Raw genomic sequence first — 13,918 nt, 5'->3', positions numbered from 1 at the left:
TCTTTATTCTATTGTCGAAGACAAGCTAAATTTGTTGCAACTTTTTCTTATTTATTTTCTGATTCAAATTTAAGACAACTAATATGTTGATTCCATTACATTTAGATTAACATTACATTAAAATCGGTAAACGCTATTTTTTTCTAGGTGAATGAAATTCAGGCTTATTCAACCTATAGACAAAACGCGACATAACAGATAAAATATTCTTTACAATATTGTAATTCTGTGCAATTCCTCTTAGATTGCGTGCTTTCATGGCACACTACGACAGACGACATCCTTTTTTACATCAGCTTGTTTCCTTGACATTTTTATTGGGGATATTTCAATCTGAGCTCTATGCACAACGCCCAGTCAATGAAATAGAAATAACCACGCATATTTCGGACACAAGTAGGCAAAGGGATCTAATCGATATTGGCAAGGAGATACTCCATGTTAAGCCCCCACAATCCGTCGATAGTACTGGAAAAAAGGTTTACTTTTCATTCCTTCCTTTTTCGACAAATGTCCCTGGAGGGGGGCATGCATTAATTACAAGTACGACTGCAGGATTCTACCTGGGCGAGCGCAAAAGTACCTATATGTCTAAAGTAACTTTCACTCCCTATACCAATTTTGGAAAGCGATTCGGCTTACCTATCCGCTCCTATGTGTGGTTAAAAGATAATACATGGGTTATCGATGGTGATATCAGGCTATTAAAATACCCGCATGAAACCTGGGGAATAGGCAAAGAATATCACGGCGACCAACAGATCAATTTGGATTATACTTATTTTAGACTATATCAACACGCATTGAAAAGAATCCACGGCGGACTGTTTATGGGTATTGGTTATGATCTGGATTACCGTATGAATATCAAATCCACGAGTGCGGTTCCTCTTGAAGAATATACCTCCTACCCGTATGGTACAGCGTTGAAAGATCATACTATTTCCTCGGGACTCAGTCTTAACCTTATCTATGACACCCGGGCCAACTCGATCAATACCTGGTCTGGCAACTATGCCAATCTACAATTCCGCCTTAACCCGGTTTTCATGGGAAGTGATCAGAATTGGAAGTCCTTATTCCTCGAAATCAGGAGATACCATCGCTTGACCCAGGATCCGAATAAGCAGAATATGATTGCTGTGCGTAGCTTTTTCTGGACTGTTTTCAATAGCAAAGCACCTTACCTCGATTTACCCAATCTGGGCTGGGATCCTTACAACAGTTCCGGAAGAGGCTTCCCGGTAAGTCGGTTCCGTGGTAAATCGCTATTTTACCTAGAATCAGAATACCGCCGTGATATTACTGAGAACGGGCTATTTGGCTTTGTGGCTTTTATAAATCTCACCACCGTAAATGGGCCAAAAAACACCATGTTTGCAGACTGGAACATCGGGACGGGTGCAGGTGCTCGAATTAAATTCAACAAAAACTCGGGCACCAACATCGGCATAGACTATGGTGTTAGCACCAATCACCGTGGAGTAAGATTGACACTAGGTGAAGTATTTTAATCTTTAGCCCAAATGGTAGCTTTGATTTTTAAACTCCATGGAGGCGTAATAGCGATATTTCTCATTGTCTAACGGATAATCCCAACAACCCATTCGATGATAGATGTCGCCACCAAAACCAGTCTTGAATCTATAAAGTCCATACAATGGATGTGATGGATCAGCCTGAGGCGATACACCAAAGAAATCATACTCCGTACACCCTTTTTCCTTTGCCACCTGCATCGCACGCCATTGCAGAGCGTAAGTCGCCATATAATTACGGTTTTCGGAAGCAGAGGCACCGTAGAGATAAGTCCCGCGGTTTGCAGCAATAACCAGAAACATAGCCGCCAGAGGTTTATTGTCCACTTCAGCGACCAATAAAAAAACATCTGCCGGTGACAAGGTATCCGCTGCCTTTGCAGATAACACAATCTTGAAATAATTGATGTCATGCAAGAAAAAATTATTCCGGAGCGCAGTCTGCCGGTACAGCTCATACCAGATCTCCAGACTCTCTAAACCCAGAGAACGAACCTTTACACCTTTCCTTTCAGCCAAATGGATATTATAACGTGTCTTGGATTTCATATTGGCTAACAGGAGATCCTCCTCCTTCCTAAGATTCATAAAAATTGTATTCGAAGGAAGAATATCCGTATTCGCTTTGTGAAAATTCCAGTTTTCTGTATTAAAATTAAAACGCATTTCCTGGATTCGTTTTTCAGGTACACCCAACCAATTGCCATAAAGATCATAACAATCTTCCTCCTTCGCCCAATGCGATTCCCAGGATAGATCATAACGTATCATAATACAATTGGGAGGTAAACATGCGCGTAAGCTTTCCGAAAGCTGCTCTAAAAACAGGCCCTGATTTTCTTCCGAAGGTTCTATTTCAGGACCGTATGGTACATAAGCTATACTATGTTCACGATCTATCGCCTGAATGATGATTAATAGGTCACCAACAAAATAGGTATCGTCTTGGACGCCGATATAAAGATCGGATTGCTTGGATTTAAAATTAAAGGCTTTCGATTCTATCCCTTGCATCTTTTTCACGGCAGACCAATAGGCTGTTTGTTGAATAATACCTGTCTTATAAAGACCACTGACCTCTTTGTCACTTATATCTGCTATCATAACACCTTAATTCTTATCGGATATGTTCAAAAAACTCCATATCCTTTATCGATTTTAATATCCAAAAACGGCAAACTTAGCCAAAATGACCGGTTAAGTGAGTCGTCATTTGTCACTTTGTTGTTAATTTAAAAAAACAGCGCATGATTTTGACCAAAATCAGCTTTTTCACATTATTTAACGGCATTATATTATCAACTTGGTTGGTATTTTGGTTCAAAATTTAGGATATTTGTAGCCTAACAACTCTCCGACAATAATGGACAATAAAGCGATCTCTAAAATTTTTAAATTGTGTAGCCAATTAATGGAACTTCATAACGAAAATCCATTCCGAACAAAGGCTATGGCTAGTGCATCTTTTAAATTGGACAAATTGCCCTTTCGGATCGATGGTGCCTCGCTTGAAGAATTGAGCGCACAGCCGGGCATAGGAAAAAGTACCGCCGAAAAAGCGAAAGAGGTCGCACAAACCGGAACGTTTAAGGAGCTCCAGGACCTATTGGCGAATACGCCATCAGGAGTTGTTGAAATGTTGGCCATCAAAGGTCTCGGGCCTAAAAAAGTCCAGATAATCTGGCAAGACTTGGCCATAGAGAGTGTAGGTGAACTACTCTATGCCTGCAATGAAAACCGCCTTGTTGAAGCCAAGGGGTTTGGATTAAAAACGCAGGAAGAAATAAAGAAATCCATCGAATTTTCTATCTCCAATCAAGGTTGGTTCTTATACGCGAAAGTATTGTCCCAAGCTGATGCATTCTATGCTGTTTTAAAAACACATTTTCCTGCATCTCTCCTATCCTTTACAGGAGATTTTAGAAGAAAATGCGAGGTTCTGAGTACGGTAGACTTGCTCATTTCTGAAAGCATAGATGCCGTAGAAAAATTCCTAGGCGGTTATACTTTAGTACAGAAAACTGAAAATTCACTGGAAATCACCGATGAACTAGGTTTTACCTTCAAGGTTTTCAGTACGAATATCAATGATTTTTATCGGGACCTTATTCTCAGCACAGGATCGACCGCACACTTGGATCTTTTATTCAATATTCTTCCAGACTTGCCTTCACTTTCTAGTGAAGAAGCTATCTATCGTAACTTAAGGCTTGATTATATTGAACCGGAATTGCGCGAGGGTCTTGACGAAATTGAACGCGCGCAGAACCATACTTTACCTCAATTAATCCAATTTAAAGATCTCAAAGGGACACTGCACAACCACTCAACTTATAGTGATGGCGTGCATACCTTGGAGCAAATGGCTCTTCATTGTAAAGATGCATTAGGTCTCGAATATCTCGGAATATGTGATCACTCCAGAACGGCAGTTTATGCAAATGGTCTTTCCATCGAAAGATTGGAAGAGCAGTGGAAAGAAATTGCTAGCTTAAACGAAAAACTAGCCCCTTTTAAAATATTTAAAGGAATAGAATCCGATATTCTAAGCGACGGATCACTGGACTACCCCGATGAAGTATTAGCACAATTTGACTTTGTTGTCGCCTCTGTCCACTCCAACCTGAAGATGGATGAGGAGAAAGCAACTGCTCGATTGATCAAAGCAATTGAAAACCCATATACAACCATTTTGGGACACCCCACAGGTCGTCTGTTATTGAGCAGATCAGGTTATCCATTAGACTACAAAAAGATAATTGATGCCTGCGCCGCGAATAAGGTCGTCATCGAAATTAATGCAAATCCTTTAAGGCTAGATTTAGATTGGAGATTGCATCGCTATGCCGTGGAAAAGGGTGTATTGTTATCCATTAACCCTGATGCGCATCGCACGGAAGGGCTGTTGGACATGCAGTATGGTACCTTTGTTGCACAGAAAGGTGGTCTGGAAGCAAAAAATTGTCTAAATACATACTCCTTGACAGAGATTACAAACTATTTTTCCAATCGTAGATCTTAAAAAAGCTTATTATGTCGCATAAGACCAATGCAGTCCGCTTGTTGGATACGGCAAAAGTAAACTATGAATTAAGGGAGTATGAGGTGGATGATCATGACGTCAGCGCGGAGCATGTTGCCTTGTCCTTGGGTCTAATACCTGAAACACTTTATAAGACTTTAGTATTGAAAGGAAATATAGATCCTTACATTGTTGCTGTAATTCCCGGGAATGCGCAACTTGACTTAAAAAAGATCGCTAAAGCATCAGGTAATAAAAATTGTGAAATGCTCCCCATGAAGGATCTGCTAGCTGTAACGGGTTATATCCGTGGGGGCTGCTCACCTATTGGCATGAAAAAACTATTTCCAACATTTATCGAGGAAGCAGCTCAATTGGAAACAGAAATTTCTGTCAGCGCAGGAAAACGAGGCCTTCAAATGATATTAAATCCCAATGATTTAGCAACGCTGACCAAAGCGATCTGGTCCGATTTGATCAGCATTTAACACGAACCCTCACCCGATTTCAGCTCTTTCGTCCATACAACAAAATACGTTTAAACGGATATATTGCAGGGAATCTGGAAAAATGCTGTTTAATACCTGTCTTAAAAGCCTCAATAAAAACAGGTCGTTTATCTTCGTCCAGTCGCTCAATATAAGGGATCAATGCCGATCCGGAAATAAAGTCATAAAGTACTTCCGCTTCGGCAGCTATAATTGGGTATATACGAAGCGAGAGGTCCAATTCCTCCAAGCCCGAATGAAACAAAATCTGTGCATAGTCATCTATACTTAGCACCGATGAAGCCCTATTCCAACCATCCAAATAGCTTCGGTAAGGTTCTTCAGCAGCCAGCTCAGATAGCAGTTTATTTAAGACATTTTCTGGCTGGTAAGGCATCTGAACGGCCAATTGCCCACCACTACTCAATTTGGAAATGAGATGCGGAAAAAGCAGTTGGTGATCATCCAGCCATTGCAATGCCGCATTACTGAATATCAAATCCCAGGAACCCGCTGTCTCCAGAAATTTTTCAACACTACTATTTTCAAATTTCAGGTGTTCATGTTCAAGTTTACGGCTCATCGATAACATTTCTGGAGATGCATCTATTCCAAGAAATGTAGCCTGTGGAAATTTATCGCTTAAAATAGCGGTTTGCTCTCCGGTTCCACATCCGAGATCTACCGCTTTCATCGTTGCTTCCGAAGCTATTAGTTCGGATAGATCAAAAAAAGGTTTGAAACGGATGTCTTTAAACTTATTATAGATATCTGGATTCCAAGGCATAATATCTTTTATTTAAGTCCCAATGGGATAATACAATAGCTATTATTTAAATAGCTCCAAAATTTCAGCTACATCAACTTTTCCAAAATACGAAGTTAGATCTATGGTTTCCAACAGCGCTCTGATTTCTTCCAGTTGATGTTTTTTTCCAATCAATAGTTGCTCCAGTTCATGAATAGATTCAGAAGCAAAAAAATCCCCGAAAATCTTAGCATGCTCAATAGAACCTTTATGTACATCCAAATGCAATTCTATAAAACCAGCTGGGATCTTGATTGCCTTTTTAAAATTATAATTCGGGGAGAAACCGAAATTCCAGTCCCAGGTTTCATATTTTTCCTTCGCCAGATGTTCGATATGCTGGATATCAGTTGCAGAGAAATGAATGACCTCCGCATCAGGATTTTCACGCTGCATCTCTGCGATCAATAGTTGCTTAAATTTTACCGTTGTAAAACCTTGAGGTAGATAACCGATCAGATTTGTCACCCTAGCACGGTTGGACTTGACAGCTTTATCGACAAATTTAAGCGGGTTTACCTTCAATGCATCACTCAATATCCGCATCTGTGAGTCAATTAAAATGGTGCCATGCTGAACCATTTTACCATTTTTTGCGAGCTTAGCATTTCCACTAAACTTTTTTCCATCCACCAACAGATCATTCCTTCCCTCCAATTTTGCCGGAATATTCAATTTGTTCAAAACAGAAACAATGGGTTGTGTGAAGGTCGAAAAATCCATAAAATCGAGATTTCCCAATAGGGTGTGAAAAGAGAAGTTAAGATTTCCCAAATCATGATATACGGCCCCACCTCCAGACATTCTCCTCACGACCTTAATCTTATTATCATTTACATAATCAAGGTTAATTTCGGCCAAAGTATTCTGAAATTTGCCTATAATAATTGAGGGATCATTTATGTACAATAAGAAAATGGGTTCTTTCGGATATTTCGTGAGCAGGTATTCCTCAGAAGCAATATTGAAATAGGCATCATGGGAAGGCGAATCAATAATATACATCGTATTTTTATATTTTCTTAAAATTAACAAGAATTTAAATGGCTTGATTCATCTCAAACTCATAATTTTCGTCAATCCCACATTTTATCAGCGTCCTATTATAACAATCCTATTTACTACTAAAAGATTTCAAATAATGCCAAAAATAGCATTGTTCTCAGGACTTGATATATTTTATACAGCCCCCCTCAATTATTGATCTTTGCCCGTTTATCGCTTATTATAAAACCAATTACATCTAACTGTTTTACTATTCACACGATTAACGTTTAGAAGATCGTATTTTTTCTTCAAGATTCTTGATAATCAATGCGGAAAAGTCTTCTTTTACGATCTCTTCTGTCTGACATAAAGCTCCCGGACTAAAAACATTAATTTCCATAATGCGGTCACCCACGATATCCAAACCAACAAAATACATCCCATCCTGAATCAATTTGTCTTTGATTTTATCGACCATCAGCAGTAAATCCGATGATATCACCGCTGCCTGCGTTTTCGCTCCCTGATGTACGTTGCTCCGTATCTCGTTCTCCTGTTGCACGCGGTGAACAGCAGCATGTTTGCCATTAATGGAGATAGGTTCACCATTCAAGAGAAAAAAACGGATGTCACCGCCGCTCGCCTCCGGTAAATATTCCTGTCCGATTACATAGCCATCCCGGGCAATTGCCTCTACTGTTTGCTTGAGATTCTGCTGGTTATCTTTATTGATTAAAAACACATTTTTTCCACCCGAACCTTTTAGGGGTTTTAAAATAATCAATTTATTCTGTTGTTCAAAAAACTCGACCACATCGGCATAATTTCTAGTGACAATTGTTTTCGGTCGGATAGATTCGTCAAAACCTTCAAGATACAATTTGTTACTTGCCCGCCCCAAACTATCGGGATCATTAATGACCAGTACCTCTTTTTCTTTCAATAAGGAGGCGAACTGCAGCGCTGAAGAAGCTGCCCATGGCCGATTCACCATATCTAAAACAGGATCGAATCGGAGCCAAATGACATCCATCTTCTCCAATTCCATTTTTGTCTTTGTGGTAGCTCTCAATGCCTCCATCAACTGCTTTGCAGAGGTAATCTGTTGCGTAGGGAGGACCTCACGTACATGGGCGGCAATATGGGCAGATTCATAATAAAAATCGGCTAGCCCGATGTAATATACCGCATGCCCTAGCTGATGAGCCCTCAAGGCAAGAAGGGTTGTTGTGAAACGTTCTGTTTCCTTATGTGTTTGGTTAATAACAAATGCTATCTTCATATAGTATCGCTAAATTATTGGATCATCTGAAATATTCCTTTACTTTTCTTGAGGTTGGTTAATACATCTTTATAGGGTGAGGTCAAGTATTTGGGTGTTAACACCGGTGCATTCAATACACCCTTAAGCATTAATTCTTCCACGATGGGGATATAGTCCTCCCTGATCTTGCCCATAGTCAATAAGCTAAGATCCCGGCCACTTTTTATATAGTTGATCAGTTCGATTAAACCACTGAGGTATAAGGCATCTTTTGTCAGTCCCCCACTTCTAAAAACACGCATGGTCATCTGGAAGGCTGTTTCGGGCAAAAACTGATATTTATCTACCAGCAGTGCGAAGGTATCCAGAAAAGTATTTCCCTGTTGCATGTGGTATACCGCAACGACCCGGCCAGCCAATATCCGTAATCGATTATTTGTCAAGCCGCCAACAAGGTATTCGGCCAGTACAGCCAGCCCTTCCTGAAGCTTCTCATAGCCAGGCACTCCAAGTCTAAAAAGACTAAAAGGCTGTTGTTTGCCATTATAATAAGTGACGATATGGGTCCCAACTTCATGTTGGATCAATGCCTGTACCCGATGTCGGGGCAGGCTATATTGTTTACTGATATTTAGCACGCCCTGATTCACCATCACCCCATAGATATCATCCCGCAGCCGCACCGTGGTACCAAAATTTGAATCCTGACTTTTTAAATAGTCGAGTTCAGCTTGCGCTAGTTTCGCAAACTCTTCCGCATAAACAATATCCTCCTCCTTGGTCTTATGCTCCCTATCCGTTGCAGTAATTGTCAAGATGGCTTGTGCTTTATCAAGCAATTTTTCATTTACGGTACCAAATACCTGCATGCTGCCCAGTAAAAAACCTTCTTTTCCCCGCTCACTCAGCATACTCATCATCTGATCAAGTTCTTTGCGTTTATCCCGAAACAAATAAGCGATAGAAGGATCGTAAAGATCTTCAATATGCAGATTATAGAGGTTACGTTTTATGATATCGGGATCAATGGGCATGGGTCTATAATGAAAAACCGGAACCTTACGGTAATTACCTTTTTTGAATTGTAGCCAGGCATCATATGAATTGGTCGGTGTAACCAGCAATAGAAAATCAAACCGCTGACTTTCACGCGCCAATTTCTGATCGATCTCCCAAGCCAGTGGTAACATCTTTTTGGGATGACTAATTTTAAACGATGTTGGTTTGGACAACGTGTGGATACGAATAAATTCAAAAAATGTTTTGGATAAACTTCGGGATATAGCCTCACGAAAATGGCGCAGATCTATGGGAAGTATCTGTTGATTAACCCCCAGCAGATACTTTGGTTTGATTTCCAACCCCATATATAAGATATTGCTATTTAGTTTATCCAATTGTATGCTCGCAGGAGAGAGACTTTGCGTCGCGTTGGTTTTTGTATCGGTCACAATTTCGACTTTGGTAATAGATTCCTCTGTCTCCAATTGCTTGCCAAGATACTGTGCAATGGATTGTACATTTTTTCGGGCAATATGAATCTGAATATCTTCCTCTTGTGCCGGAGCAGCAGTCCAAGCTTCTATGATCAGACAGGCACCAAATTCTTCCACCAGCTGATTAACTATCGGGGCAATCCAGTCGGATATATTCATTTCCGGATCCTTCACCCTAAAATATGCGGGTTCGGATTTCACCAATTCCGCCAGCATAGGATCTGGACTAAAGAACTGTCGGTATAAAAATAAGTAAGGCACAACCTGATTGAACACCATTTTATTTTTTGGGGGTATCTGCACATGAAAAACTTCCTTATTCTTTATTTTTTTTAAAATACCCGCTAGCTGCTTCGCATTATCTTTCATAGGCAAAATAGGATTCGAGGGTGTCAGTGGTTTGCATTAAAAGTTGCTTATATTCCTGTAACTTTTGAGGGTAGACCTCTCCTGTCCATTCATTCATAAAATCCTTGCGAAACTCAATAGAAAACACACAACCCTTATCGCCAAATTGCTCATTTAAATAAGATGACAAAAAGCCGCCCTTAAATTTAACGTTCTCACGCACGTCGTAGACCTGCCCATCTTTACCCGTACGAAGCCCATCCATCAATGCGCTGGTCAATTCCTGCCATTTGCTGTGATTGTTTGCTGTTCCAATATTAATCTGCGGATTGTTTACTTTGTCGATCATAGCCGTCGGCCCATCCCGGAGCGCATTATAGCTATGAATATCATAAACAACAAAATAACCATAGCGGTCAATGGTATGTTGAATCTGCTGCGTTATCTTTCGGTACAACATGTCATAAGATTCGTACAGTTGATCTTTTATATGTTGCGGCAACGCTATCCTCCAGACCTGAATTCCCCAAGACTGTTCAGGAGTCAGATAAATCGCTCCATCCTTATTCCGGTTTAAATCCAACTGGAACCTTGACGTACCACAGACAAAACGACTAAAGGGGAGTTCTGCCAAAATTGCTGTATAAGGATCCTCCTCACGTAAGCGATCTTCGGGAGAAATATGCAAATACGGTTCTAAATCCGCATCGATATGATGGCCATCATGGATAGCAAAAGCCCAAAAAGGGCTTCTATGATTTTCGATTTGATAGAGATAGGATAAAGACATGTAGTTTATATTAAACAGTTTCACGGATTATTTAGCTCACTCCGCTTAAGTAAACGCTTACGAGTGACAAAAGGTTTGAAAAATAAAATACGCTAGACCGAACAAAATGATGTTTTACCGTTTTTGGATTAGAAAGCGTTAAAAATCGTTAAACAAACCATTTCGTTTATGTCTTGGCATCCTTATTGAAAGTTACTTACTAGTTTCATAAATTTAGGTTAATAATTAGTTAGTTTATAAAAAACCTGTTAGTCCCCGCTAACAGGTTTTTTATTTTTCTAATACGAAAAGAAAATGAATATTAGAATATTTTGCCGAAAATCGATATAGAAATACAAAAAAATGTTAAAAAATCTAAAAAAGTAAAAATAGTTGAAACATTTTCTGTTCCATTCACGTTATACTTGTACTTTTCATAAATTTAGGTTAATAATTGGTTAGGAAAACTCCTGTTGCTCCCCGCTTCAGGAGTTTCTGTTTATCAGTTATTTATAAAAGTTAAAAGTAATAGATAGCCTGAACAAAACTTTCGACTTTAATCTAGCTGCCACCTCCACGATTGAATGCTAAATTAATGCTTAGAGTTATAGCCCCCCCCTCGTTTATTCAATTAAAGACCAAACAATAAGTTAACAAAAAAATGACAATTTATTCATCTTAGGTAAATAAGTTTTGGCACAGGTATTGTACTGTTTTAAACATTCATAAATTTAGGTTAATAATTGGTTAGTTAAAACACTTGAAGTTCCCCGCTTCAAGTGTTTTTCGTTTAACGACTTACATAAAGAATCAAATCAATTGTTTAAGCGCAATTTCGTAGGCTCTCGAAGAAATGTGTGTGTGATCAGCGGAAGATTTCCGGATTTTTTCCAAAGCTTCAAAAATCACTTTTGAAACGTCAGAGAAAATGGCATCATCACTCATTTCAATATTTCGCTGCATTAAATAGGCAAATACCCTTGCCATACCGCAATTAGCGATAAAATCGGGTATCACTGCTACATGCTGGTCTGCGAACTCCATGACCGGACCATAAAATATTTCCTGATCAGCAAAAGGTACATTTGCTCCCGAAGAAATGACTTCAAGTCCATTTTCCATAAGCTGTTGTATCTGATCTTTCGAAACCAGACGTGATGCCGCCGCAGGGACAAAAATATCAGCCTTCACTCCCCAGATTTCCTTTTGAATCTGCTCAAAAGACATTAAATCCGGTGAATTAAGCTCATTTCCTTTACGGTCTAAGAATAGCTGTGTAATAGCTGACTCGCTGAAGCCCTCCTGATTGATCAAACCACCCGCCCGATCAATAATTCCAACAATTTTCACCCCCAACTTAGCGAGATAGAAAGCCGCCGCCGCCGCAACATTTCCCCAGCCCTGAATAACCGCACGTTTTCCCCTACAGTCGCTTCCAAACAGTTGATAATAATGACGAATGGATTCCGAAACGCCATAACCTGTTATCATGTCAGCAACCTTGTATTTACGTTTTATATCGGGACTGTAGGTATTATCTTCCAATACTTTGGACACGCCATAGCGCAACTGTCCTATTTGATGGATACGGTTGCTCTCATTGACCTTAAAATGTCCATTCAAGATTCCCTCTTGGGGATGCCATAGCCCGTATTCTTCTGTCAATGGAATGACATCATGAATTTCGTCAATATTAAGATCCCCGCCTGTCCCATAGTAATTTTTTAGTAAGGGCGTTACTACTTTAAACCAGCGGTCCAAAACCTCATTTTTACGGGGATCGTGTGGATCAAAATCAATACCGGATTTGGCTCCGCCAATTGCAGGACCTGAAACGGTGAACTTCACTTCCATAGTTTTGGCTAGGGACTCTACTTCATGCCGATCCAGACCTGCCCGCATTCGTGTGCCGCCACCAGCTGCACCACCGCGTAACGAATTGATAACCACCCAGCCCTTCGCATCTGTTTCACTGTCTTTCCACTCGAATACGATTTCCGGACTTCTATGCTCAAATGCACGCAATAATTCTTTCATACCCAACATATCCTTATAGGTTACCTCTACGTTCCTGTTCACGTTCTATCGCTTCAAAAAGTGCTTTAAAATTACCGGCACCAAAACTCTGTGCGCCTTTTCGCTGAATGATCTCATAGAATAAGGTAGGGCGATCTTCAACTGGTTTGGTGAAAATCTGAAGGAGGTATCCCTCATCATCGCGGTCTACCAAAATACCCAGTTCTTGGATAATTCGGATTTCTTCATCTATATCACCTACCCTTTCCGGTAGCATTTCGTAATATGCCTCTGGAGGAGCTCCCAAAAATTCCACCCCCCTGGATTTAAGCTCCCTCACCGTACGTACGATATCCTTCGTTGCCAATGCGGCATGTTGCACCCCCTCACCTTCATAAAATTCAAGATACTCTTCGATCTGAGATTTCTTTTTCCCTTCCGCAGGTTCATTAATCGGAAACTTGACATAGCCGTTGCCGTTACTCATCACCTTGCTCATTAATGCCGAATATTCAGTATTGATCTGCTTATCATCAAAGGACAGGATATTAACAAAGCCCATCACATCCTGGTACCATTGAACCGTTTCATTCATTTTATTCCAACCGACATTGCCTACACAATGATCGACATAGAGCAACCCAGTCTCCGTTGGATTATAATCACTTTCCCATTTTTCATAGCCAGGCATAAATACTCCATTGTAATTCTTTCGTTCCACAAACAGATGTACCGTTTCGCCATACGTGTATATTCCTGCGGTCCATACCTCCCCTTGCTCATCCTTGAGTAACTGCGGTTCCTGATAGACCTTTGCCCCCCTTTTGGTAGTCTCCTCAAATGATTTTCGGGCATCATCAACCCATAGAGCCAATATCTTAACCCCGTCACCGTGCTTTTTGACATGCTCAGCGATAGGATGCTCTGATTTAAGCGCTGTGGTCAGCACTAGTCGTATTTTATCTTGTTTCAAGACATAGGAGGCACGGTCTCTAACACCAGTCTCTGGGCCCGCATATGCCTCCGACTGAAAACCAAAGGCTGTTTTGTAATAATGTGCAGCCTGCTTCGCATTTCCCACATAAAACTCTATGTAATCGGTTCCATTAATAGGTAGAAAATCTTGCGCTTGGGCAATCTTTTCTGCAAATGTATTTGCCATAATTTATATAAAGGTTATTC

General features: G+C 40.3%; 11 protein-coding genes. 3 read left to right on the top strand and 8 right to left on the bottom strand.

Going from position 1 to position 13,918, the window contains the following annotated elements; genetic code table 11:
• Nucleotides 1–257: 257 nt before the first annotated feature.
• Nucleotides 258–1,514 carry a hypothetical protein gene (locus BWD42_RS00630; RefSeq protein WP_077432557.1) on the top strand — a complete coding sequence of 419 codons (1,257 nt, stop codon included), beginning with the start codon at nucleotides 258–260 and terminating at the stop codon, nucleotides 1,512–1,514.
• Nucleotides 1,515–1,517: 3 nt separating this feature from the next.
• Here the strand turns inward: BWD42_RS00630 and BWD42_RS00625 are convergent, their stop codons facing one another.
• Nucleotides 1,518–2,642 (bottom strand): lipid II:glycine glycyltransferase FemX, encoded by a 1,125-nt coding sequence (locus BWD42_RS00625; RefSeq protein ID WP_077432556.1) that lies wholly within the window; start codon nucleotides 2,640–2,642, stop codon nucleotides 1,518–1,520.
• Nucleotides 2,643–2,901: 259 nt separating this feature from the next.
• Between BWD42_RS00625 and BWD42_RS00620 the strand changes: the two genes are divergently transcribed.
• Together BWD42_RS00620 and ybaK are read left to right on the top strand one after the other, a co-directional pair.
• Nucleotides 2,902–4,560, top strand: a complete 1,659-nt coding sequence (locus BWD42_RS00620; RefSeq protein WP_077432555.1) for a DNA polymerase/3'-5' exonuclease PolX — start codon at nucleotides 2,902–2,904, stop codon at nucleotides 4,558–4,560.
• A gap of 11 nt (nucleotides 4,561–4,571) precedes the next feature.
• Entirely contained in the window at nucleotides 4,572–5,048 is a 477-nt protein-coding gene (gene ybaK, locus BWD42_RS00615) for a Cys-tRNA(Pro) deacylase (protein ID WP_077432554.1), read from the top strand.
• Nucleotides 5,049–5,067: 19 nt separating this feature from the next.
• On the opposite strand, the gene BWD42_RS00610 is transcribed toward ybaK, so the two are convergent.
• From BWD42_RS00610 to hppD, 7 genes are all read right to left on the bottom strand, one after another.
• Nucleotides 5,068–5,835: a methyltransferase domain-containing protein gene (locus BWD42_RS00610; RefSeq protein WP_077432553.1), complete on the bottom strand. Its 768-nt coding sequence runs from the start codon at nucleotides 5,833–5,835 to the stop codon at nucleotides 5,068–5,070.
• A 42-nt stretch (nucleotides 5,836–5,877) separates the two neighbouring features.
• A complete protein-coding gene (locus BWD42_RS00605; RefSeq protein ID WP_077432552.1) occupies nucleotides 5,878–6,861 on the bottom strand; it encodes a lipoate--protein ligase in 984 nt (327 codons plus the stop codon).
• 262 nt (nucleotides 6,862–7,123) lie between these two features.
• Nucleotides 7,124–8,125 carry a glutathione synthetase gene (locus tag BWD42_RS00600; RefSeq protein ID WP_077432551.1) on the bottom strand — a complete coding sequence of 334 codons (1,002 nt, stop codon included), beginning with the start codon at nucleotides 8,123–8,125 and terminating at the stop codon, nucleotides 7,124–7,126.
• Nucleotides 8,126–8,139: 14 nt separating this feature from the next.
• Entirely contained in the window at nucleotides 8,140–9,972 is a 1,833-nt protein-coding gene (locus BWD42_RS00595; protein ID WP_254846148.1) for a flavohemoglobin expression-modulating QEGLA motif protein, read from the bottom strand.
• Nucleotides 9,962–10,741: an N-formylglutamate amidohydrolase gene (locus tag BWD42_RS00590; protein ID WP_077432550.1), complete on the bottom strand. Its 780-nt coding sequence runs from the start codon at nucleotides 10,739–10,741 to the stop codon at nucleotides 9,962–9,964. The genes BWD42_RS00595 and BWD42_RS00590 overlap by 11 nt, the downstream gene beginning before the upstream one ends.
• A gap of 789 nt (nucleotides 10,742–11,530) precedes the next feature.
• A complete protein-coding gene (locus BWD42_RS00585; RefSeq protein ID WP_254846147.1) occupies nucleotides 11,531–12,799 on the bottom strand; it encodes a Glu/Leu/Phe/Val dehydrogenase dimerization domain-containing protein in 1,269 nt (422 codons plus the stop codon).
• Nucleotides 12,771–13,898, bottom strand: coding sequence for a 4-hydroxyphenylpyruvate dioxygenase (gene hppD, locus BWD42_RS00580; RefSeq protein WP_077432549.1), 1,128 nt, complete (start codon nucleotides 13,896–13,898; stop codon nucleotides 12,771–12,773). Before hppD ends, BWD42_RS00585 begins: the two co-directional genes overlap by 29 nt.
• Nucleotides 13,899–13,918 lie beyond the last annotated feature (20 nt).

Origin of the sequence: Sphingobacterium sp. CZ-UAM, assembly GCF_002000245.1 — a bacterium.
Taxonomy (GTDB): domain Bacteria; phylum Bacteroidota; class Bacteroidia; order Sphingobacteriales; family Sphingobacteriaceae; genus Sphingobacterium.
The sequence above is the reverse complement of the archived record's forward strand: the minus strand, read 5'-3'. Positions and strand labels throughout refer to the sequence as shown.